This is a genomic window from Citrobacter sp. RHBSTW-00859 (genome assembly GCF_013729795.1).
GTDB lineage: Bacteria > Pseudomonadota > Gammaproteobacteria > Enterobacterales > Enterobacteriaceae > Citrobacter > Citrobacter braakii.
The window spans coordinates 253,067-276,187 of sequence record NZ_CP056284.1 but is presented as its reverse complement, the minus strand read 5'-3'; the positions used below and the strand labels follow the sequence as shown (position 1 = coordinate 276,187).

At 54.8% G+C, this 23,121-nt stretch carries 25 protein-coding genes; 21 read left to right on the top strand and 4 right to left on the bottom strand.

Annotated features, from left to right (window positions below; translation table 11 throughout):
* The first annotated feature begins 342 nt into the window (after window positions 1-342).
* The 19 genes from HV302_RS01335 to acpT all read left to right on the top strand — a co-directional run bounded on the left by HV302_RS01335 (window position 343) and on the right by acpT (window position 16,071).
* Window positions 343-720: a hypothetical protein gene (locus HV302_RS01335; protein WP_029139728.1), complete on the top strand. Its 378-nt coding sequence runs from the start codon at window positions 343-345 to the stop codon at window positions 718-720.
* 68 nt (window positions 721-788) lie between these two features.
* Window positions 789-1,850, top strand: coding sequence for a class I SAM-dependent methyltransferase (locus HV302_RS01330; protein ID WP_103928718.1), 1,062 nt, complete (start codon window positions 789-791; stop codon window positions 1,848-1,850).
* A gap of 40 nt (window positions 1,851-1,890) precedes the next feature.
* On the top strand, window positions 1,891-2,613 hold the full coding sequence (locus HV302_RS01325) for a beta-ketoacyl synthase chain length factor (protein WP_019078117.1): 723 nt from the start codon (window positions 1,891-1,893) through the stop codon (window positions 2,611-2,613).
* Window positions 2,592-3,425, top strand: a complete 834-nt coding sequence (locus tag HV302_RS01320) for a lysophospholipid acyltransferase family protein (RefSeq protein WP_181626827.1) — start codon at window positions 2,592-2,594, stop codon at window positions 3,423-3,425. Before HV302_RS01325 ends, HV302_RS01320 begins: the two co-directional genes overlap by 22 nt.
* Window positions 3,406-3,663, top strand: a complete 258-nt coding sequence (locus tag HV302_RS01315; RefSeq protein ID WP_016154854.1) for a phosphopantetheine-binding protein — start codon at window positions 3,406-3,408, stop codon at window positions 3,661-3,663. The genes HV302_RS01320 and HV302_RS01315 overlap by 20 nt, the downstream gene beginning before the upstream one ends.
* 12 nt (window positions 3,664-3,675) lie before the next feature.
* Window positions 3,676-3,927, top strand: coding sequence for an acyl carrier protein (locus tag HV302_RS01310; protein WP_016154855.1), 252 nt, complete (start codon window positions 3,676-3,678; stop codon window positions 3,925-3,927).
* Between the two features lie 6 nt (window positions 3,928-3,933).
* Window positions 3,934-4,515 (top strand): hypothetical protein, encoded by a 582-nt coding sequence (locus HV302_RS01305; protein ID WP_016154856.1) that lies wholly within the window; start codon window positions 3,934-3,936, stop codon window positions 4,513-4,515.
* On the top strand, window positions 4,512-5,873 hold the full coding sequence (locus tag HV302_RS01300; protein ID WP_016154857.1) for an AMP-binding protein: 1,362 nt from the start codon (window positions 4,512-4,514) through the stop codon (window positions 5,871-5,873). The genes HV302_RS01305 and HV302_RS01300 overlap by 4 nt, the downstream gene beginning before the upstream one ends.
* A complete protein-coding gene (locus HV302_RS01295) occupies window positions 5,860-6,213 on the top strand; it encodes an ApeI family dehydratase (RefSeq protein WP_016157672.1) in 354 nt (117 codons plus the stop codon). Before HV302_RS01300 ends, HV302_RS01295 begins: the two co-directional genes overlap by 14 nt.
* Window positions 6,204-7,895, top strand: a complete 1,692-nt coding sequence (locus HV302_RS01290; protein ID WP_181626826.1) for a glycosyltransferase family 2 protein — start codon at window positions 6,204-6,206, stop codon at window positions 7,893-7,895. Before HV302_RS01295 ends, HV302_RS01290 begins: the two co-directional genes overlap by 10 nt.
* A gap of 3 nt (window positions 7,896-7,898) precedes the next feature.
* Entirely contained in the window at window positions 7,899-8,321 is a 423-nt protein-coding gene (locus HV302_RS01285) for an acyl-CoA thioesterase (RefSeq protein WP_003827529.1), read from the top strand.
* Complete coding sequence (locus tag HV302_RS01280) at window positions 8,318-8,923, top strand: LolA family protein (protein ID WP_019078114.1); 606 nt, start codon at window positions 8,318-8,320, stop codon at window positions 8,921-8,923. Before HV302_RS01285 ends, HV302_RS01280 begins: the two co-directional genes overlap by 4 nt.
* A complete protein-coding gene (locus HV302_RS01275) occupies window positions 8,892-11,210 on the top strand; it encodes an MMPL family transporter (RefSeq protein WP_181626825.1) in 2,319 nt (772 codons plus the stop codon). Before HV302_RS01280 ends, HV302_RS01275 begins: the two co-directional genes overlap by 32 nt.
* A complete protein-coding gene (locus HV302_RS01270; protein ID WP_077249789.1) occupies window positions 11,207-11,881 on the top strand; it encodes a DUF3261 domain-containing protein in 675 nt (224 codons plus the stop codon). The genes HV302_RS01275 and HV302_RS01270 overlap by 4 nt, the downstream gene beginning before the upstream one ends.
* Window position 11,882: 1 nt before the next feature.
* A complete protein-coding gene (locus HV302_RS01265) occupies window positions 11,883-13,052 on the top strand; it encodes a beta-ketoacyl-[acyl-carrier-protein] synthase family protein (protein ID WP_049271830.1) in 1,170 nt (389 codons plus the stop codon).
* A complete protein-coding gene (locus HV302_RS01260; RefSeq protein ID WP_016154864.1) occupies window positions 13,049-13,525 on the top strand; it encodes an ApeP family dehydratase in 477 nt (158 codons plus the stop codon). The genes HV302_RS01265 and HV302_RS01260 overlap by 4 nt, the downstream gene beginning before the upstream one ends.
* On the top strand, window positions 13,522-14,253 hold the full coding sequence (locus tag HV302_RS01255) for a 3-ketoacyl-ACP reductase FabG2 (RefSeq protein WP_181626824.1): 732 nt from the start codon (window positions 13,522-13,524) through the stop codon (window positions 14,251-14,253). Before HV302_RS01260 ends, HV302_RS01255 begins: the two co-directional genes overlap by 4 nt.
* Entirely contained in the window at window positions 14,250-15,479 is a 1,230-nt protein-coding gene (locus HV302_RS01250; RefSeq protein ID WP_016157680.1) for a beta-ketoacyl-ACP synthase, read from the top strand. The genes HV302_RS01255 and HV302_RS01250 overlap by 4 nt, the downstream gene beginning before the upstream one ends.
* A 1-nt stretch (window position 15,480) precedes the next feature.
* Window positions 15,481-16,071, top strand: coding sequence for a 4'-phosphopantetheinyl transferase AcpT (gene acpT / locus HV302_RS01245; protein ID WP_046274499.1), 591 nt, complete (start codon window positions 15,481-15,483; stop codon window positions 16,069-16,071).
* On the opposite strand, the gene HV302_RS01240 is transcribed toward acpT, so the two are convergent.
* Window positions 16,063-16,569, bottom strand: a complete 507-nt coding sequence (locus HV302_RS01240; RefSeq protein ID WP_019078109.1) for a phenolic acid decarboxylase — start codon at window positions 16,567-16,569, stop codon at window positions 16,063-16,065. The genes acpT and HV302_RS01240 overlap by 9 nt on opposite strands.
* Window positions 16,570-16,668: 99 nt before the next feature.
* Here HV302_RS01240 and HV302_RS01235 point away from each other — a divergent pair, with 99 nt between their 5' ends.
* Together HV302_RS01235 and nikR are read left to right on the top strand one after the other, a co-directional pair.
* Complete coding sequence (locus HV302_RS01235; RefSeq protein WP_103928725.1) at window positions 16,669-17,529, top strand: LysR family transcriptional regulator; 861 nt, start codon at window positions 16,669-16,671, stop codon at window positions 17,527-17,529.
* Between the two features lie 91 nt (window positions 17,530-17,620).
* On the top strand, window positions 17,621-18,022 hold the full coding sequence (gene nikR, locus HV302_RS01230; protein ID WP_005121550.1) for a nickel-responsive transcriptional regulator NikR: 402 nt from the start codon (window positions 17,621-17,623) through the stop codon (window positions 18,020-18,022).
* A 79-nt stretch (window positions 18,023-18,101) separates the two neighbouring features.
* Here nikR and HV302_RS01225 read toward each other — a convergent pair whose 3' ends face one another.
* The 3 genes from HV302_RS01225 to HV302_RS01215 are packed head-to-tail and all read right to left on the bottom strand — an operon-like array spanning window position 18,102 to window position 23,037.
* The gene (locus HV302_RS01225) at window positions 18,102-19,226 is read right to left on the bottom strand and encodes an ABC transporter permease (RefSeq protein WP_065554376.1); all 1,125 of its coding nucleotides are present in this window, start codon (window positions 19,224-19,226) and stop codon (window positions 18,102-18,104) included.
* Window positions 19,226-21,973, bottom strand: coding sequence for a ribosome-associated ATPase/putative transporter RbbA (gene rbbA, locus HV302_RS01220; RefSeq protein WP_181626823.1), 2,748 nt, complete (start codon window positions 21,971-21,973; stop codon window positions 19,226-19,228). Before rbbA ends, HV302_RS01225 begins: the two co-directional genes overlap by 1 nt.
* Entirely contained in the window at window positions 21,970-23,037 is a 1,068-nt protein-coding gene (locus HV302_RS01215) for an HlyD family secretion protein (protein WP_016154872.1), read from the bottom strand. The genes rbbA and HV302_RS01215 overlap by 4 nt, the downstream gene beginning before the upstream one ends.
* Between the last annotated feature and the right edge of the window lie 84 nt (window positions 23,038-23,121).

Below are 23,121 nucleotides of genomic sequence, written 5' to 3'. Positions count from 1 at the left end.
AATCCATATGCATTATTCTTTGCTAAAACACATAAAAATAACGAACACCTCCAAAGCATTTAACTTAAACTATCCACTTAGATTTAAAGGTTATTTTATTTGATACGTTTTCTCTAAAAATCTATACTTCTCGCCGATGATGACGCTGAAAAATTTCTGTTGAAGAAAGTCATAGAATATTATCATCCGGTCATCTCATTGCCTCGCTATCAACAGAGTGAAATAAAACGCTAATTTAGTTTAAATAAAATTGCAGGTGATAAAGGGTGCATCATGATTCCGGAGCTTATAAGTTAACATGTATAAACGGTACTTTGAGAGGGAGTTTTAATGAAACAGTATATTAAGTGGTTTGCAGCCATTGCCGTTGTCGGTGCACTGGCGGGTTGTGCACGTACTGCGCCGATTGATCAAGTTCACACCAGTGTGAGCGCGGGACATACTCAGGACCAGGTTAAAACCGCGATCCTAAAAGCCGGTATTCAACGCCAATGGGTCATGTCCGAAGCCGGACCAGGTATTATTAAAGCTCGCCAACAAACCCGCGATCATGTGGCTGAAGTCCGTATCACTTATACCGCCACCAGCTATGACATCAAATATGACAGCAGCCTCAACCTGCAGGCTTCTGGTGGAAAGATTCACAAAAACTACAACCGCTGGGTACGCAATCTGGATAAAGACATCCAGCTTAATCTGTCAGCCGGCGCCAATCTGTAATTACGCCTAAAGTCGGGCCGAAAAGGCCCGATACTCTTACTATCTGCCATTTAACAGGTTGTCCCCACATGTACGAACAGGATTCGCTTAGCGCACTGGATGCCATTACTGAAGCACAACGTATCGCCTTTGCCCCTATGCTATTTCAAACCGCGTTGTGTCTGCGAAATGCTGGAGTACTCACCTGGCTGGACAAGCAAGGTAAACGCGGCGCCACGCTCGACGAGATTACCGCAAACAGCACCATCAACGAATATGCCGCCAGCATCCTGTTGGATATGGGGTTAAGTGGGCGCATCATTACCCACAAAGAGGGATATTATTACCTCGCTAAAGTCGGTCATTTTCTTTTACATGACACGATGACGCGTGTGAATATGGACTTCACCCAGGATGTTTGTTATCAGGGGCTGTTCTATCTGGAAAATGCACTGAAAGAAGGAAAACCCGCAGGGTTAAAAACTTTTGGCGACTGGTCAACAATCTATCCTGCACTATCACAATTACCGCTGGCTGCGCGTGAAAGTTGGTTTGCTTTCGATCATTACTATTCAGATGGAGCATTTGATGCCGCATTGCCATATGTATTCGCCAGCGCCCCTGCAACCCTGTACGATGTCGGCGGAAATACCGGGAAATGGGCATTACGTTGTTGTCAACATGATGACAATATTACTGTCACCCTATTAGATTTGCCGCAACAAATTGCACTTGCCCGCGAAAATATAGAAAATGCAGGATTATCTCATCGCATAAATTTCCATGCTGTGGATATGCTTAGCGACTCGCCTTTACCTGCCGGCGCTGATATCTGGTGGATGAGTCAATTTCTGGACTGTTTTTCTCCGGAACAAATTATCGCTATGCTGCGCAACGTTGCCCGGGTGATGAAACCGGGCGCGAAGCTGTTCATTATGGAACTGTTTTGGGATGCCCAAAAATTTGAAGCGGCCTCATTTAGCCTGAATGCGTCTTCGCTTTATTTTACCTGTATGGCGAATGGCAACAGCCGTTTCTACAGCGTAGAGAGGTTTTATCACTATCTGAATCTGGCAGGTTTTCAGGTAGATGAACGCCACGACAACTTAGGTGTTGGGCATACTTTATTGATATGTCAGAAGAAAAAATAAGAAACAATCGGAACAACCGATTTACCGCGGATACGCGTTGATGAAATTTGCTTTCAACATTATAGACTGGCAGGCCAGGGCGCCAGGGTTAAGCGAAACAGAACAGTGGCATGAATGGTCACGGCTTTCGCACGCCATCGATCCCACTGCGCCATTGGCTAAGCTCAACGAGTTACCGATGATGACGGCTCGCCGACTCAGTTCCGGCAGCAAACTGGCCGTCGATTGTGGGCTGGCGATGCTACGCCGCCATGATATCAATGCTGTTTTGTATACAAGCCGCCATGGTGAACTGGAGCGTAACTACAGGATCCTGCACGCCCTGGCGACTGGGCAGGCACTCTCACCAACCGATTTTGCCCTCTCTGTACATAACTCTGCTGTGGGTAACCTGACGATCGCTGCGAAAAAACCGATTGCCTCCTCCTCGCTTTCTGCTGGCAGGGATACGTTCCAGCAAGGGCTATGTGAAGTCATCGGGCTGTTGCAGGCGGGATATCAGCGCGTATTGATGGTCGATTTCGACGGTTTTCTGCCCGAGTTTTATCACCCACAGTTACCACCAGACATGCCAACATGGCCGTTTGCCGTCGCGCTGGTCATTGAATCCGGTGATAGCTGGCAATGTGAAACCCGTCCGCACTGCGGGCGGGGTGAGACAACGTTGCCGCAAAGCCTATTGTTTTTACAACATTACTTGCAAGATACCAAGGCGTTTACCCTGTCTGGCGAACGCGTACAATGGCAGTGGAGTCAGGGATGAACACGATGCTCCTGCGACTTAACCGGGTATGGCGACTGGTGATGACCGGTCTTTGCTTTGCCCTGTTTGGCCTCGGCGGACTCCTTCTTTCTACGTTCTGGTTTAACGTCTTGCTGATCGCGATATGGGATAAAGCCCGACGTCGGCGTATCGCCAGACGCAGCATCGCCGCCAGTTTTCGCCTCTTTTTAACGGTGGCGAAACGGCTTGGTGTGTTGGACTACCAAATTGAAGGACGAGATATTTTACGCAATGAACAAGGATGCCTGGTCGTCGCCAACCACCCGACGCTCATCGATTACGTGCTACTGGCATCGGTAATGCCCGAAACCGACTGTCTGGTGAAAAGTGCACTACTAAAAAATCCGTTCCTCAGCGGCGTGGTCCGGGCGGCAGATTATCTGATTAACAGCCAGGCTGACGCGCTATTGCCCGCATGCCAGCAACGTCTGGAACAAGGCGATACTATTTTAATTTTCCCCGAGGGAACCCGTACACGCCCCGGAGAGGAAATGACGTTACAGCGTGGTGCGGCGAATATCGCCGTGCGCTGCAGCAGTGATTTACGCATAGTGACCATTAAATGCAGCGAACAAATGCTGAACAAAGAAAGCCAATGGTACGACGTCCCATCGGTAAAACCCATGTTTACCATTTCAGTACACGATCGGGTTAAGATCGACCAATTTTACGACGCAAATTCACAAGAACCGGCGCTGGCCGCAAGGCAGTTGAACCGGCATCTTTTGCTTCAATTACAACCAGGTACTTTACCTCTTTCAGGAATTAATGATGCAAGCGCTTTATCTTGAAATCAAAAATCTCATTATAACGACATTGAATCTCGACGAACTAACAGCTGACGATATTGAAACCGAAGCGGCACTCTTTGGCGATGGCTTAGGCCTGGACTCAATCGATGCCCTGGAGCTGGGTCTGGCGGTGAAAAACGAGTATGGCGTGGTCCTCTCAGCGGAGAGCGAAGAAATGCGTCAGCACTTCTTCTCCGTCGCCACGCTGGCATCTTTCATTCACGCGCAACGTGCCTGAGGATAGTCCGTTATGACCGAACAAAAAGCCATTTACGAAGAAGTCTCCTCACTGCTGGTCAAGCTGTTTGAAGTTGACCCGCAAGATATTAAGCCTGAGGCGCGCCTGTACGAAGATCTGGAACTCGACAGCATCGACGCAGTCGACATGATCGTGCATCTTCAAAAGAAAACCGGTAAGAAAATCAAGCCGGAAGAGTTCAAAGCAGTACGCACCGTACAAGATGTCGTCGATGCGGTTGAACGCCTTCTCATAGAAGCGTAATTCACCGTGTCAGGCACTCGCTCCCTGCCAGTCGTACAACTGCTGACAGGTCTACTGTTGTTGGCCTGGCCGTTTTTGATCTGGTTTGGCCTGGCGCATAACAGTCTGCACTGGTTGCTGCCGTTAATGGCGCTACTCCTTTTTTTACGCTTTCGCCAGGTCCGGCGACAGGCGGGACCGTTGCGCGTCGTGACACAGGTAGTGGTGATCGCGGGTATCACCTTATGCATTGCCAGTTATCTGCTCAAAACACACCAACTGCTGCTGTTTTATCCCGTAGTGGTAAACGCCGTCATGCTGTCGGTTTTTGGTGGTTCTCTGTGGTCAGCGATGCCCATCGTTGAACGTCTGGCGCGGCTGCGCGAACCAAATCTGCCCGAAGCAGGCGTGCGCTACACGTACCTTGTGACACTAATCTGGTGCGCCTTTTTCATCATCAATGGCAGCGTTGCGCTCTTTACTGCATTGAATGGCGATATGACCCTGTGGACGACCTGGAACGGTATGGTTTCCTATCTGCTGATGGGGACATTGATGGTAGGCGAGTGGTTAGTTCGCCAACTGGTGATAAAGCGAGATACCCAATGAAGCAGCCCCTCACACTTGCTCAATGGCTCTGTGCCCCACGACCGGACGACATTCCTGTTGCGTGGCAAGAAGATCATACGTGGACACTTGGCCATCTGCGCCATGATGTGGCCCAGTTGATAACGCAACTGCAGCAGCAGGAAGGTGAACGCTGGGCATTATGCTTCGAGAACAGCTATTTATTCATCGTCGCGTTGCTGGCAACGCTCCATGCTGGCAAAACACCGGTGATCCCGGGACATTGTCGCGTCTCGTTGTTAAACGAGCAGCACTTGCTGTTTGATGGCGTACTGAGCGATAAAGCGCTGGACTGGCAGGGAACGCTGCGAGTGGTCAGCTCTGCCATGACATCTGTGGCCCACGACATCACGTTCCCGATAATACGCAGTGACGCCTTTGTGGAGCTATTCACTTCCGGTTCGACCGGCCAGCCGAAACGCGTAATCAAACCGATTGCTCGTCTGGATAGCGAAGCAGCATTGCTCGCTACGCGTTTTGCTGATCGTCTGGCAGGTTGCCGGGTCGTCGCGTCAGTGGTACCGCAACACCTGTATGGTCTGACGTTTCGTATCTTCTTGCCGATGGCTTTAGGCCTCCCGCTGCATGCGGCGATGCTTTGGTATGCCGAACAACTGGCGGCACTGAGCCCTGATCATCGGTATGCGTTTATCAGCAGTCCGGCGTTTCTGAAACGCCTCGACCACCACCTGACACCGCCGCCAATCGAGTTGATTCTTTCCGCGGGCGGCATGCTGTCCTGGCAGGACGTCAAGCAGGCTGCTGACTGGCTGAATGTCTGGCCCGATGAGATCTACGGCAGCACTGAAACCGGAATCCTCGCGTGGCGCTATCGCCATCAGGATGATGTGACATGGCTGCCTTTTCCCGGAGTCAGATTCCAGTCAGAAGACGACGCGTTTCGTGTGTTTTCACCACTAATTGCAGCTGATGATGGCCTGTTACTCGATGATATTCTTCAGTTTATCGAAAACGGACAGTTCCGCCTGATGGGCAGACGCGGGCGGGTGGTCAAGATTGAAGAGAAACGCATTTCACTCAGCGAAGTGGAGCAACGTTTACTGGCACTGGACGGTATCCGTGAAGTCGCAGCATTGCCCGTCTCACGCGGAGGACGTCAGGGCGTTGGTGTCCTGCTGGTACTGGATGACGAAGCCCGGCAACGCTGGCTTGAGTGCGGTGGTAAACCGCAAGAACTGACCTGGCGACGTTCGCTGCTGCCCTGGCTGGAGCCGGTCGCTGTTCCCCGCTACTGGCGGGTGATTGATGAGATTCCGGTCAACAGTATGAACAAGCGTGTCTATGCGCAATTACAGGAGTTATTTCATGAAACCCCATGAAATCGAGCGCCATCAGGCACTGCCTCATCAGGCTGAGATTGTTTTACAACTCGACCCTTCTCTGTTTTGGTTCAGCGGGCATTTTAGCGTGCAGCCACTGCTGCCGGGCGTTGCACAGCTAAACTGGGCGATGGATTACGCCACCACGCTGCTGGTCCCTGGCTGGCGTTTTCACAGTATTCAAAACGTGAAGTTCCAGTCACCGCTATTGCCAGAGGCCACCGTCACCCTGAGTCTGAGCTGGCAGGAAGCGCGTCAGATGCTCACTTTTAGCTACCAGCGCCACGACGGTGACGTGCGCCATACCGCCAGCAGCGGGAAGATTCGGTTATGCCGCTGACCTTTTCCCCATGCGTGTTGATCCCCTGCTACAACCACGGCGCGATGATGTCGGACGTGTTGGTTCGTCTTCGGCCGTTCAATCTCCCCTGCATTGTGGTGGACGATGGCAGCGACGAGACTACACGAGATGAACTGGCACGCCTGGCGACAGAATACAGCAATTTGACGTTAATTCGCCTGCCCATCAACGCAGGCAAAGGCGCGGCGGTTATTCGCGGAATGCAGACGGCAGCAGATGCCGGGTTCAGTCATGCAGTGCAGGTCGATGCCGACGGGCAACATGCCATTGAAGATATTCCCAGGCTGCTTGCATTGGCAAAAGAACATCCGACAGCACTGATTTCCGGACAACCGATTTACGATGATTCGGTTCCTCGCTCGCGCCTGTACGGTCGTTGGGTAACCCATATCTGGGTGTGGATAGAAACGCTCTCGTTGCAGCTCAAAGACAGTATGTGCGGCTTCCGGGTGTATCCGGTGGCTCCCACGCTGCAACTGGCACAGCGTGTAACGCTTGGCAAACGGATGGATTTTGATACTGAAGTGATGGTGCGCCTCTACTGGCAAGGCAACACCAGCTATTTTATCCCCACGCGAGTCACCTATCCGCAGGACGGGCTATCCCATTTCGACGCGCTTAAAGACAATCTGCACATTTCATTGATGCACACTCGCCTGTTCTTTGGCATGTTGCCGCGCATCCCCTCCCTGCTGTGTCGTCGTTCATCGACACACTGGGCGCAGCAGCAGGAAGTCAAAGGGTTGTGGGGAATGCGTCTGATGCTGCTGGTCTGGCGTGTACTGGGCCGCAAAGCCTTCTCCCTGCTGCTGTATCCGGTCGTCGGCGTATACTGGCTCAGCGCTTCAACTGCCCGAAAAGCCTCTCAACGCTGGATTAGCCGCGTAAGAGCGCAACTGATCACACGCCGGATGCCAGTACCGCCAAACCTGACCAGTTATCAGCATTTCCTGCGTTTTGGCGGCGCGATGCTGGATAAGATTGCCAGTTGGCGCGGTGAACTGCACTTCGGTCGCGATGTGATTTTTGCACCAGGCGCAGAAAAAACGCTAAATGTCAGCGATCCTCGGGGAAAACTGCTGCTGGCTTCACATCTTGGCGATGTCGAAGCCTGTCGGGCACTGGCCCAGCTACAGGGCAGTAAAACAATCAATGCGCTGGTATTTAGCGATAACGCCCAACGCTTTAAACAGATCATGCAAGAGATGGCGCCGCAGGCTGGATTAAATCTGCTCCCGGTGAACAGTATTGGTCCAGATACTGCCATTCTGCTCAAAGAGAAACTGGAGCGCGGTGAATGGGTAGCCATCGTAGGCGATCGCATCGCAGTCAATCCCCAACGCGGCGGCGAGTGGCGTGTGTGCTGGAGCCGCTTTATGGGGCAAAACGCGCCATTCCCTCAGGGCCCGTTTATTCTTGCGTCTATTTTACGCTGCCCTGTAGATCTGATTTTTGCCCTGCGCCAGCAGGAGAAACTCCACATCTACTGCGAACCGTTTGCCGACCCGCTGCTCTTACCGCGCGCCACACGACAACAGGCATTACAGAATACTGTCGATCGATACGCCGAACGCCTTGAGCACTATGCGCTTCAGTCGCCCCTCGACTGGTTTAACTTTTTCGATTTCTGGCAACTGCCGGACACCAATGACAAGGAGTAAAGGGTGCTTAACGATCCCCGTTTTACGGCTGAAGTCGAGCTAACTATTCCGTTTCACGACGTCGATATGATGGGCGTAGCGTGGCATGGTAACTACTTCCGTTACTTCGAGATTGCCCGTGAGGCACTGCTGAACCAATTCGATTATGGCTATCGGCAGATGAAAGAATCTGGCTATCTGTGGCCCGTGGTCGACACTCGGGTGAAGTATCGCAATGCGCTGACTTTCGAGCAGCGTATCCGTGTACGCGCCCAAATTAAAGAGTACGAAAATCGCCTGCGAATCGGCTACGAAATTTTTGATGCCGAAACAGGTAAACGTGCTACAACAGGCTACACCATCCAGGTCGCCGTCGACGAAAAAAGCCGTGAACTGTGCTTTGTCAGCCCGGATATTCTGTTTGAACGGATGGGAGTGACACCATGAAATTATGGCCATTGCTCGTGCTGCTCGTCAGCCCTTTCGTCAGTGCCCTGACGCTCGACTCCCTACAACAGCGTTTTACCGAACAACCGGTGGTTCGCGCCCACTTCGATCAAACCCGGACGATAAAGGATCTACCACAACCGCTGCGATCTCAGGGCAAGATGTTGATCGCCCGCGACAAGGGGTTGCTGTGGGATCAAACGTCCCCGTTCCCGATGCAGCTGCTGCTGGATGACAAACGGATGGTTCAGGCAATTAACGGTCAACCACCGCAGACCGTTACCGCTGAGAATAACCCGCAAATGTTCCAGTTTAATCATCTGCTGCGGGCGTTATTCCAGGCGGATCGTAAAGTGCTGGAACAAAACTTCCGCGTGGAGTTCGCAGACTTAGGAGAAGGTCGCTGGACGCTACGCCTGACGCCAATCACCACACCGCTGGATAAGATTTTTGCGACAATTGATTTAGCAGGAAAGACCTACCTGGAGAGCATTCAGCTCAATGATAAACAGGGCGATCGCACCGATATCGCGCTTTCCCAACACCAACTAACGCCAGCGCAACTGACCGATGACGAACGCCAACGCTTTGCCGCCCAGTAAACGTCCCGCGCTGTTATGGGGAGTCATCTGCCTGCTTCTGCTGGGCATCTTTCTGACGCTGCTACCTCAGGCCCGCCTTAACAGCAGCGTGCTGGCCATGTTGCCAAAGCAGACGCTGGGCGCTATACCTCCGGGTCTGAACGAGGGATTTATGCAGCGCCTTGACCGTCAGGTGGTCTGGCTGGTAAGTCCCGGTAAGCAACCGGACCCAGCGATAGCCCGGGACTGGCTGGCTTTACTGCAAAAATCGCACGCGCTAGCCCAGGTAAAAGGTCCAATGGATGCCGACAGCCAGCAGGCCTGGGGGGCATTCTTCTGGCAACATCGTAACGGCCTGATAGATAACGAGACCCGCGCCCGGCTGCAAAACGGCGGCGAAGCGCAGGGCCAGTGGATCCTGTCCCAACTTTACTCCGCATTCTCTGGCGTCAGTGGCAAAGAGCTACAAAACGATCCCTTCATGCTGATGCGTGGCTCGCAGCTGGCCATGGCCAAAACTGGGCAGCGTCTGCGCCTGATGGACGGCTGGCTGGTCACCCAGGATGAACAAGGCAACTATTGGTATCTGTTACATGGCGAACTGACCGGTTCATCGTTTGATATGCAACAGACGCACCAATTGGTCACCACGCTGAATACGCTGGAAGGTGAGCTCAAAGCCCACTATCCACAGGCTCAACTGCTGTCTCGCGGGACGCTGTTCTATAGCGATTACGCCAGCCAGCAGGCGAAAAAAGATATCTCTACTCTCGGCATAGCCACTGTGCTCGGGGTGATCCTGCTCATCGTGGCTGTATTTCGTTCGCTGCGTCCGCTGCTGCTGTGCCTGATTTCGATTGGCATTGGTGCGCTGGCGGGGACCGTCGTCACGCTGCTGATTTTTGGCGAGCTCCATCTGATGACGCTGGTGATGAGCATGAGCATCATCGGTATTTCCGCCGACTATACGCTCTACTATTTGACCGAACGGATGGTGCACGGTGCGGAAACATCGCCATGGCAAAGCCTTGCCAAAGTGCGCAATGCCCTGCTCCTGGCGCTACTCACCACCGTAGCGGCTTATCTGATTATGATGCTGGCCCCCTTCCCCGGTATTCGCCAGATGGCGGTATTCGCGGCGGTAGGTCTGAGTGCCTCCTGCCTGACGGTCATTTTCTGGCACCCGTGGTTGTGTCGTCGGTTGCCGGTACGCCCGGTGCCGGCAATGGTACTCATGCTACGCTGGCTTGCTGCATGGCGACGCAATAAAAAACTCTCCGTTGGCCTGCCGGTGGCACTGGCGTTGTTCTCGCTGGCAGGAATAGCGACGCTGCGCGTAGATGATGATATCTCCCAGTTACAGGCGCTGCCGCAGGAAATTCTCGCTCAGGAAAAAGCGATTACCGCCCTGACTGGGCAAAGCGTCGACCAGAAGTGGTTTGTGGTGTACGGCAAATCCGCTCAGCAAACGCTGGAGCGGCTGGAAACCTTTACCCCCGCGCTGGAACAGGCAAAAAAAGACGGGTTACTCAGCGGATATCGCACTATTCCGCTCAATTCACTCGCCCGGCAACACCAGGATCTCTCTCTGCTAAAAGATGCTTCTCCCGCCATCACGAAAGCCCTAAACAACGCCGGGCTGGCAACGGTGAACCCCGATCTTAGCGCCATGTCTGTAACCGTCGATGCCTGGCTTGCCAGCCCAGCCAGTGAAGGCTGGCGCTTGCTATGGCTGTCTCTGGCTGATGGCGAAAGCAGCGTATTGGTTCCCGTTGAAGGGGTGAAACAAAGTGATGCTTTAAATACGCTCAGCGCGAAATATTCCGGCGTGGCGTGGGTGGATCGCAAGAGCAGCTTTGACAACCTGTTTGCCCTTTATCGCCATATTCTGACCGGCCTGCTGTGCATTGCGCTGGCGGTGATTGCCTGTGGCGCTGTCATTCGGCTTGGCTGGCGTAAGGGCTTAATTAGCCTGGTGCCCTCAGTGCTGTCTTTAGGTTGTGGTCTGGCAGTACTGGCCCTGAGCGGTCATGCGCTCAACTTGTTCTCGCTGCTGGCACTGGTGCTGGTACTGGGAATTGGCATTAACTACACGCTGTTTTTCAGTAATCCACGCGGTACGCCACTGACGTCGCTGCTGGCTATCACGCTGGCGATGATGACCACGCTCCTGACGCTCGGCATGCTGGTCTTTAGTGCCACTCAGGCAATCAGCAGTTTTGGCATTGTGCTAGTAAGCGGTATTTTCACCGCATTTTTGCTGTCACCGCTGGCGATGCCAACGAAAAGAGAGAAGAAAAAACGATGAGTAAACCGATATTTCGTTGGTTGAGTGGGCTTTTGCAGAATGGCGGCATTGCCTTATCCGATCTACGTCAGCACACCATTTGTAGACCGGATAAGCGCAGCGCCATCCGACGGGGCCTGCTCGTCGCCACGTTGCTGCTGGCAGGTTGCAGCCACTCACAGCCGGAACAGAAAGGCCGCCCGCAAGCCTGGTTAGAGCCGGGTATTCGTGTAACGCTACCTGCTCCGGGGATTTCTCCCGCGGTGAATTCGCAACAACTACTAACCGGTAGTTTTAACGGCAAAACTCAGTCACTGTTGGTCATGCTCAATGCTGATGACAAGAAAATCACACTTGCCGGGCTGTCATCAGTCGGCATTCGCCTGTTCCTCGTGACTTACGATGAAAAAGGACTGCACACCGAGCAATCGATCATCGTTCCACAATTGCCGCCAGCCAGCCAGGTGCTGGCTGACGTGATGCTTAGCCATTGGCCGATTAGCACCTGGCAACCGCAATTACCCACAGGCTGGACGCTCGTCGATACGGGTGATAAGCGTGAGCTGCGCAATGCACGCGGCAAAGTGGTCACGGAAATCACGTATCTGAATCGAAGAGGAAAACGCGAACCGATCAGCATTGAGCAGCACGTTTTTAAATACCACATCACCATTCAATATCTGGGTGACTGAGATGATCTACATTTCTGCCGTTGGCATGATTAACGCGTTGGGCAATAACACTGATGAAATCGCAGCCAACCTCACTCGTGGCATAGCGCCGGGAATGCGCCCGCGCACGGGCTGGCTGCAAGGACACCCATCCGCCGTGTTAGCAGGCGTTGACGGTGAGTTACCCGCTATTCCTCAGCACTTTAGCGCTCATCGTTCGCGCAACAACCAGCTATTGCTGGCAGCACTGATGCAAATCCAGCCGCAGGTGGACGACGCTATCGCCCGATTTGGTCGCGATCGTATTGCTGTTGTTCTCGGCACCAGCACCTCCGGCCTGGATGAGGGTGACGTTCACGTTGATTTGATGCTCAACGGCAAAGAGAGCACTGACTGGCGCTATCCGCAACAGGAACTGGGCGATCCGTCGCGTTTTCTTAGCCACTGGCTGGCGCTGGATGGCCCGGCCTTTACGCTCTCAACCGCCTGCTCGTCCAGTGCAAGGGCTATTATGAGCGGACGTCGTTTGATCGAATCTGGTCTGGTCGATATCGCCATTGTCGGCGGTGCGGATACGCTAAGCCGAATGCCAATCAACGGATTCCACAGTCTGGAATCACTCTCCCCAACGCTGTGTCAACCGTTTGGCCGCGACCGTTGTGGGATCACCATTGGCGAAGGCGCCGCCTTGATGGTATTAACCCGCGAGCCACAGCCTATCGCGCTCCTTGGCGTCGGCGAATCCAGCGACGCGTACCATATTTCGGCTCCCCATCCACAGGGGGAAGGTGCCATTCGCGCCATCGACCAGGCACTTAACGACGCAGGAATGACGCCGGAACACGTGGGCTATATCAATCTGCACGGTACCGCCACACCGCTAAACGATCAGATTGAGTCCAGCGTCGTGAGCGCGCTATTTGGCGAAACGGTCCCGTGCAGTTCAACCAAACACCTGACCGGGCACACACTGGGCGCCGCGGGGATCACCGAAGCAGCTATCGGTGTGTTGATTCTGCAACGCGACCTGCCGCTACCACCGCAGGATTTTAGCCAGTCACCACGCGATGAAACATTGCCAGCCTGCGGCATCATTGAACAGCCGCAGTCGCTGACTCGCCCGGTTATCTTGTCTAATTCGTTTGCCTTCGGCGGTAATAATGCCAGCATCCTGCTCGGGAGAATCTCATGAGCCACTATTTATCACCAGGCGACTATTTGCCGCATGATGCGCCGATGCTGCTTCTTGAAGAGGTCGTCAGTGTGGCGGACGAAACCGCCATCTGCCACGTGACGGTATCAGCAAACAGCGTACTGGCCCCTTTCCTCGACCCCGATGGCAATCTACCTGGCTGGTTCGCACTGGAACTGATGGCGCAGACCATTGGCGTCTGGTCTGGCTGGCACCGCCAGCAACAAGGTCAGGCGAGTATTACGTTAGGCATGGTACTGGGCGCACGTGAGTTAGTCTGTGCCACAGGTGTTCTGCCTGCCGGGAAGAAGCTGAGCATCCATGTCAAATTGCTGATGCAGGATGCACGATTTGGTAGCTTTGAATGTGCCATCCAGGCAGACAACGAGACGTTGGCAACCGGTCGCGTCAACACCTTCCAGCCGACATCAGAAGAAATTAACACGCTATTTCAACAAGGAGCGTCCACATGAGCCGTTCAGTTTTAGTTACGGGTGCCAGCAAAGGTATCGGTCGCGCCATCGCCAAACAACTGGCCGCGGACGGTTTTGTGGTCGGCGTACACTATCATCGCGATGTGCAAGGAGCACAAGAAACGCTGGATGCTATCCTCGCCGCTGGCGGCGCAGGGCGCCTGTTGACATTTGATGTTGCCAATCGCGAGCAGTGCCGTGAAATACTGTCGCAAGATATTGAGGCAAACGGCGCATGGTACGGCATTGTTAGCAACGCTGGGGTCACTCGTGATGCCGCTTTCCCTGCGCTCAGTGATAACGACTGGGATGCGGTGATCCATACCAACCTCGACAGCTTTTACAACATCATTCATCCGTGCATTATGCCGATGATCAGCGCACGCAAGGGGGGCCGTATCATCACACTGTCTTCGGTTTCGGGCGTGATGGGCAACCGTGGTCAGGTCAATTACAGTGCGGCAAAAGCCGGAATTATTGGTGCCACTAAAGCGCTGGCCATCGAACTGGCAAAACGCAAAATTACCGTAAACTGCATTGCACCGGGACTCATTGATACCGGGATGATCGAGATGGAAGAAGCCGCATTGAAAGAGGCGATGTCGATGATCCCCATGAAACGGATAGGTCAGGCTGAAGAAGTGGCCGGGCTTGCCAGTTATTTAATGTCGGATGTGGCGGGCTATGTAACTCGCCAGGTGATTTCCATCAATGGAGGGATGTTATGACACGTCGTGTCGTGATTACAGGCATGGGCGGCGTCACCGCCTTTGGGGAAAACTGGCAGGCTGTCTCCGCCAGGTTATTGGCATATGAAAATGCGGTACGCAAAATGCCGGAGTGGCAGGTTTATGACGGACTGCACACACTGCTGGGTGCGCCGATCGACGATTTCACTCTACCGGAACACTATACCCGCAAGCGAATTCGCGCCATGGGTCGCGTATCGCTGATGTCCACCCGCGCAACAGAGCTGGCGCTTGAGCAGGCCGGGCTGATTGGCGATCGGGTACTGACTAACGGTGAAACCGGGATCGCTTATGGTTCATCAACCGGTAGTACCGGTCCAGTGAGCGAGTTCGCGACCATGCTGACCGAGAAGCATACTAATAACATCACCGGCACGACCTACGTGCAAATGATGCCGCACACCACGGCCGTTAACACTGGATTATTTTTTGGTCTGCGGGGGCGAGTCATTCCGACATCCAGCGCCTGCACATCCGGTAGCCAGGCAATTGGTTACGCATGGGAAGCCATTCGGCACGGTTATCAAACCGTGATGGTCGCCGGCGGTGCAGAAGAACTGTGTCCTTCCGAAGCCGCCGTGTTTGATACACTGTTCGCTACCAGCCAGCGCAACGACGAGCCGAAAACCACCCCCTCCCCGTTCGATGAAAAACGCGATGGTCTGGTCATCGGAGAAGGCGCAGGTACGCTGGTGCTGGAAGAGCTGGAACACGCTAAAGCGCGCGGAGCAACGATTTATGGTGAAATCGTTAGCTTTGCCACTAACTGCGATGCTGCCCATATCACCCAGCCACAGCGCGAAACAATGCAGATTTGCATGGAAAAATCGCTGAATATGGCCGGTATTAGCGCCCGCGATATCGGATATATTTCAGCGCACGGTACCGCAACCGATCGCGGTGATATTGCAGAAAGTCAGGCAACCGCTGCAATTTATGGTGATAATGTGCCGCTATCCTCGCTTAAAAGCTATTTTGGACATACCCTTGGCGCTTGTGGCGCACTAGAGGCCTGGATGAGTCTGCAAATGATGCGAGAAGGCTGGTTTGCGCCTACGCTAAATTTGAGTCAGCCAGATGCTAATTGTGGAGCGCTGGATTACATTATGGGTAAAGCCCGCAAGATTGATTGCGAATTTTTGCAGAGCAATAACTTTGCGTTTGGCGGCATAAATACTTCTATCATCATTAAACGTTGGCCCTGATATGTACCGGATCGTTCTTGGGAAAGTTTCTGTTTTAAGCGCTGGCACACTGCCTGCCGCACTGCGTGAGCAGGCCCCGCAAGGCGCTCGTCGTGCGCGCTGGCTGGCAGGTCGCGTGCTGCTTTCCCATACTCTTTCGCCATTACCGGACATCGTCTACAGCGAGCAAGGAAAACCGGCCTTTTCCGCCGACACACCGCTGTGGTTCAATCTCAGCCACAGCGGTGATGATATTGCCCTGCTGCTCAGCGACGAAGGGGAAGTCGGCTGTGATATTGAAGTCGTTCGCCCGCGCGATAACTGGCAGACGCTGGCAAATACGGTGTTCAGTCTCAGGGAACATGCCGAAGTTGAGGCCGAACGCCCGGAGCAACAGCTGGCGGCGTTCTGGCGCATCTGGACGCGTAAAGAAGCTATCGTGAAACAGCGTGGCGGCAGCGCCTGGCAAATTGTCAGCGTCGACAGCACCGCGCTAACCTCCTCACTCTCAGTCAGCCAGTGCCAGCTCGATACCCTGAGCCTGGCGGTGTGTACCCCCACGCCGTTTACCCTGACCGCAGACGCCGTGCAGCGTCTGGAAGCCTTAGCGTAAATTTTCCGGGAAGTTTTCCGGCAATTCATTGGCCGCACAGGCAATAACGCTGTCATTATTCGCCCCACAGTCACGCACGAAGGTGATGGTCGCAAACTCGTCAATCACCTCCGTTGGATATGCCGGACCCGCATCGCGATATGACATCATCAGCGGAATATGGTCATTCTGGAAACAGACCGTTTTTTGCGGATTGTTAATCACCCAGCGCGGGAAAAAGATGGTGCCGTGAAAGAGTTTGTCGCCCAGATTTACGATCAGGCTGACGTCGGTCCCGGTCGGTTCGGTCCATGAAATTTTATAAACACTCTCGCCAACCCGCACAATGTACGCCCGCTGATCCTTCACCCAACGATTCCCCACAATGCCGCTGTGAATACGGTAATCCAGAGTGGTGTCGTTTTTCACGTAGATCTCGTAATTCCAGCCATTATCGTAGGTATAGACCAGATGTTTGCCGACAAAGCCGCTCAAATCATGTTTATCAAAAGTGCTCATATTCGTTCTCCTCTTACTTGATGCGAGGATCTTACCGCTTCAAAAATTGGATGAATAACGCTATGTTTACATCATATTCATTCAATTTTTAGATGAGTTATGCACAAGACAACGCTGGAGCAATGGGCCTTACTGGAGAAAGTCGTGGAGCTGGGCAGCTTTGCGAAAGCTGCGGAAGAGACCAACCGTAGCCAGTCTTCGGTGAGCTACAATCTGGCGCTACTGCAGGAGCGGCTTGGCGTGACGCTGCTGACGCCGGAAGGTCGCAGGGCGGTATTAACCCCTGCGGGAGAGCTACTGTTGGGCCAGGTCAAACCGTTACTGAAGGCCTTTTTATGGGTGGAAACCCGGGCAGCAACGTTGCAAAACGGCACGCGAACGCGGCTGGATTTCATGGTAGATAGCATCTTCCCACGCAAACGCCTGTTCGCGATCCTCAAGCAGTTTCAGCTGGCGTGGCCGCAGACGCAGGTGCGTTTGACCGAAGTGCTGGAGAATGCTGACGATCGACTGGCAGCGCATGCCGATGCGGACGTGATGGTCCTGACCCGACGCCAGGATATCACCGGCCGCGGCGAATGGCTGATGAATATTGACTTCGTGGCCGTTGCCCACCGCGATCACCCGCTCTGCATGTTGGATGCGCCGCTGGATGAAGACGCGTTACGCGCGTGGCCGCTGATTCGCATTGCCGATCGCGACAACCCGCAGCAAGCGGTGCGCGATGCCTGGACCTTCTCGACCATTGATGCCGCGATTGAGGCGGTGATGTATCAGGTCGGTTATGGCTGGTTGCCTGAGGAGCGAATTCAGCAGCAGCTTGAGCAGGGGCTATTACGACCGCTGCCGTTAAGCCATGGCGCTCGCCGTGCCACCCCGCTGCATCTGATCGTCAAAGACACGCTCGCGCCGCTGGATGAACAGGTAACAACCCTGCTGCGTTTATTGCGAGAGCATTAACCTTTTCCCCGGATGCCGGACGTGTGTTACAAAATACGCTATTCCCCTTACTCCCTGTGCGCCCACGCGCCACATGAAAGGTTAATTGCAGATGCAACGAGTCACCATTACCCTCGATGACGATTTACTGGAAACGCTCGACAGCCTGAGCCAGCGCCGTGGCTATAACAACCGTTCCGAAGCGATCCGCGATATTCTGCGCGGCGCACTGGCGCAGGAAACCACCCAGGAGCACGGCACTCAGGGATTCGCAGTGCTCTCGTATGTTTATGAGCATGAGAAGCGTGACCTGGCGAGCCGTATTGTTTCCACCCAACATCACCACCACGATTTATCAGTCGCCACGCTGCACGTGCACATCAACCATGACGACTGTCTGGAAATCGCTGTGCTAAAAGGTGACATGGGCGATGTGCAGCATTTTGCCGATGACGTGATTTCCCAGCGCGGCGTGCGCCACGGTCATCTGCAGTGCCTGCCGAAAGAAGAGTAATTGCTTGTTTTGTTGCCCGGCCTACATTCATTCCCGTTTGTAGGCCGGGTAAGGCGCAGCCGCCTTCCGGCAATAATATTTACGCCATCGTGCCAATCGTCTTTCTGAAACGCAGCAGCGCTATCACGAAGAACGTACTGCCAATCGCCAGCAGCGTCAGGAACTGCGGCCAGACAATGTTAAACCCTGCGCCGCGGTAAAGTATCGCCTGCGCAAGGCTAACAAAATGGGTAGTCGGCATCGTCAGCATAATGTCCTGCACCGCCTGCGGCATGCTTTCACGCGGTGTAGAGCCGCCGGAGAGCATCTGTAACGGCAGCAGTACCAGAATCATCAGCAGCCCCAGTTGTGGCATGGAGCGCGCCAGCGTGCCCATAAAAATGCCGATTGACGTGGTGGCGAACAGGCTCAGCGCCACTCCCAGCATAAACAGCGGTATCGAGCCTTCAATCGGTACGCCAAGCACACCTTTTACCATCAGCATCAGCGACAGACCGGAAACCACCAGCACCACCAGCCCCATCGACCATATTTTTGCCATCATGATTTCAAACGGCGTCACCGGCATCACCAGCAGGTGCTCAATGGTCCCGTGCTCACGCTCGCGAATCAGCGCCGACCCGGTAAGCACAATCGCCAGCATGGTGATGTTGTTGATAATCGCCATCACCGCGCCAAAGCGGGCGGGTTCCAGATTAGGGTTAAAGCGCATACGCATTTCCAGCGCCACCGGCAGCTCGCTGTTTTCGCGGTAACGCGACACAAAGCTGTTCACCTCGCCACTGATGATATTCTGGATATAGCTGTTGCCGGTAAAGGCCTGGCTCATTCGCGTGGCATCGACGTTAACCTGAATATCCGGCTGCCGCCCAGCCAGTACATCGCGCTGAAAATCAGGCGGAATGTTCACAGCGAAGGTATAGCGCCCGGCATCCAGCCCGGCATCCATCTCATCGGCGGTAATCATCTCCGGTGGTAAAAACCACGGACGATAAAAACTGTTCACAATGCGATTCGACAACTGCGACTGGTCCATATCGGCAATGGCAATCGGCGCCAGGTGCAGCGACCCTGGCAGAACGGTCGCAGAAGAGTAAACCGAGACCGTGAAGGCGAAGACGATCAGCGTCAGCATCGCTTTGTCACCCAGCAGGCTGCGTAACTCTTTGATGCCGAGGTTATAAATATTCCGTAATCGGCGCATCACCCCTCCTGTTTTTTCAGCAGCAATACGCTCAGACCAATGACCACTGGAATGGCTACCGCCAGCGGAATAAACAGCGGCCAGAGATCGGTCAGATCCAGCGCTTTAGAGAACGTCCCGCGCGCGATGGTCAGAAAATGGCTGGTCGGGTAAATTTCGCCAATCCACCGTCCCGGCCCTTCCAGCGAGGCGACCGGGTCGATCATCCCGGAAAACTGCGTCGCCGGGATCAGCGTAATAATCGCCGTACCAAAAATGGCGGCGATCTGACTTTTCATAAACGTGGAGATTAACAATCCCAGCCCGGTGGCAATGGTGACGTACAGCAGCGCGGCCAGCGTCAGGGTCACAAAACTCCCCTTATGCGGGACGCCGAATACAAACACCGACAGCGCGCACAGCAGCAGGAAGTTCAGCATGCCCAGCACGATGTAAGGCAACTGTTTGCCGAGTAAAAACTCGCTGCGGGTAGTGGGCGTCACGTACAGGTTGATAATCGACCCCAGCTCTTTCTCACGCACCACGCTCAGAGCGCTGAGCATGGAGGGGATCATCATCAACAGCAGCGGGATCACCGCCGGAACAATCGCTGGCAGGCTTTTCACATCCGGGTTGTAACGATAGCGAGTTTCAATGGTCATCAATCCGTTTTGCCCGCTGGTATTTGGCTGACGCGCCATCACATCCTGCAGCCAGGTCTGGTGCATCGCCTGCACGTAGCCTCTGACCGTTTCCGCACGGCTCGGCATTGCGCCATCGACCCAGACGCCAATCTTCACCGGCGTTCCACGCGCGATATCGCGGCCAAAATTTGGCGGGATCTCTATGGCTACCGCGACTTCGCCCGAGCGCATCCGTTTGTCCAGCTCGTCATAACTGGTGAGCGGCGGCTGCTCGATAAAATAGCGCGATCCCGCCAGATTCAGCGTCCACGCCTGGCTGCTGACTGTCTGATCACGATCGAGCACCGAAAAACGCAGGTTTTCCACATCCATGCTGATGCCGTAGCCCATGATCAGCATCAGGATCACCGTGCCCATCAGCGCCAGCGTTGAACGTACCGGGTCACGTCGCAGCTCCAGCGCTTCGCGGCGGCTGTAGCTGAACAAGCGCCGCAGGCTAAATCCCTGGTGCGGCGGCTGACTGTTTTCATGCACTGCCGGGACATTGGCTGGCGGTAACTGAGCCTCCGGCGCCGGACCTGCCGCTTCCTGTAACCAGGAGATAAACGCCTCTTCCAGACTGGCGGCACCACGCTGTTTCACCAGCTCCTGCGGCGTACCGCTGGACAGGACTTTTCCGGCGTGCATCAGCGACATGCGGTCGCAGCGCTCCGCTTCGTTCATAAAATGGGTGGAGATAAAAATGGTCACTTTATCCTGACGCGACAGATCGACCATCAGTTGCCAGAACATGTCTCTCGCCACCGGATCGACCCCGGAGGTTGGTTCATCGAGAATGAGCATCTCTGGGCGATGGATCACCGCCACCGCCAGCGACAGGCGTTGACGGATCCCCAACGGCAGCGCGCCGGGCAACGCGTCTTCGACTTCGGTCAGCGAAAAGCGCTGACTCATCTCTTGTACCCGCCCCGGGATTTCTGCTTCGGGGATATGGAACAACCGCGCGTGTAGCTCGAGGTTTTGCCGTACGGTCAGCTCGCTGTAGAGCGAAAACGCCTGCGACATATAGCCTACCCGGCGACGGGTATCGATATTCTTCGGGTCAACCGCTTGCCCAAACAGCCACGCCTCACCTTCACTTGCGGGTAGCAGCCCGGTGAGCATTTTCATGGTAGTGGATTTACCGCAGCCGTTGGAGCCGAGAAAACCGAAGATTTCCCCGCGCGGAATACGAAAGTTAACGTGGTCAACGGCCACGAACTTGCCGAAGCGCATGGTCAGATCTTTCGCCTCGATGGCAATCTCTTCATGCTCAGCGTGATACGGCGGGATCACCACTGGCTTATGCGCCTGGCGCTGGGCTTCGGGTAACAGCGCGATAAACGCCTGCTCCAGCGTGTCGGAGTTGGTTTTTTCGCGTAGCTGCTGCGCGCTCCCGGTGGCCAGCACCTCCCCGGCGTTCATCGCCACCAGCCAGTCAAAGCGCTCGGCTTCTTCCATGTAGGCGGTCGCAACCAGCACGCTCATGTTGGTCTGCCGCTGGCGAATGCTGTTAATCAGATCCCAGAACTGGGCGCGGGACAGCGGGTCGACCCCGGTGGTAGGTTCATCGAGAATTAACAGTTCCGGGTCATGGATTAACGCGCAGCACAGCCCCAGCTTTTGCTTCATCCCACCCGAGAGTTTCCCGGCCGGACGATCGCGAAACGGCGCCAGTCCGGTGCTGTTCAGCAGCTCGGTAATCCGCGCTTCGCGCTCCGCTTTGTCATGGCCAAACAGCCGGGCAAAGAAATCGACGTTCTCATACACCGACAGCGTGTGGTACAGGTTTTTCCCCAACCCCTGCGGCATCCAGGCAATGCGTGGGCAGACATCCCGGCGATGTTTCGGGTCGCGCATATCGCCGCCCAGCACCATCACGTTACCGTGTTCAATGACACGCGCACCGGAGATGAGCGACAGCAGGCTTGATTTTCCGACGCCATCCGGGCCAATCAGCCCCACCATACAGCGGGCGGGGATATCCAGCGTGATATTGTTCAGCGCTACCGTTTTCCCGTAATGCTGACTCACGCCGTCAAGGTGCGCCACGGGAGGAACAGGAACCAGCGCCAGATGCGTCATTGCGGCAACCTCACCATCAGGTCGTCAGGCCAGGCTCGATTTTCATCGACACGCACCCACGCCATGCCCGGCAGACCGGTTTTCACGTACTCGAGATGCTGCTGCAATAGCTCTGGCGGGATACGCGCTTTAACGCGGAACATCAGCTTCAGCCGCTCATCGCTGGTTTCGACCGTTTTCGGTGTGAACTGCGCAACGCTTGCCACAAAGCTGATGGTCGCCGGAACACGCAGATCCGGTGCGGCATCCAGCACCAGGCGCGCTTCGCCGCCAATCTTCAGTAAGCCAGCCTGTTCGGTAGGCAAGAAGAACGTCATGTAGACATCGCTGAGATCGACCATATTCAGGACGCGCCCACCCGCAGAAAGCACCTCACCCGGCTCAGCAACGCGGTACTGCACGCGACCATCGCGCGGGGCTTTCAGCTCGCTGTCATCAATATCAGCCGCAATACGACGTTCGGTGGCCTGCGCAGCTTCTACGCGGGTTTGCGCCTGAATGATGCTGGTGCGAGCGGCTTCAATTGCGGCTTTTGCCGCTGAGACCTGCGCCTTTGCGGATTCCAGCGCCGCACGTGCGCTTTCTGCCGCGGCCCGATCGTCATCCAGTTGTTGCTCAGACACGGCCCCACGCTGGGATAGCGAACGGGAACGCACGTGGCGTTTAGAAACCGACTGCAGCTCCGCCTCGCGCTGTTTTACTACCGACTGCGCGGCGCGCATTTCACTTTGCCGCTGTTCCAGCAGCGCTCGCGCCGCCGCCACCGCGCTTTCGGCCTCTTTGATTTGCGCAATCGCTTCCAGCCGCTGCTCCTGAAGCACGCGAGTATCCATTTTCGCCAACACCTCGCCCTGACGAACGAACTGCCCTTCCGACACAAGGATCGTGTCAATTCGCCCGGCAATCTTGGTAGCAATATCCACTTCGGTGGCTTCAATTCTGCCGTTGCTGGCTGCGAACCCCTCCGGTATTCCGGCAGGACGGAGCATCCACCATGCTATCGCAGCCACCACGACCAGGGTGCCCGCCCCCCACCACATCACATGACGCTTAAACTTATCCATATTCGACCCGCCGTAATCCCTGTTATCAAACGATGCGTGCCACAAAGCCCGCTGAATAGCTATTCAGCGGGAGATTCCATCCGG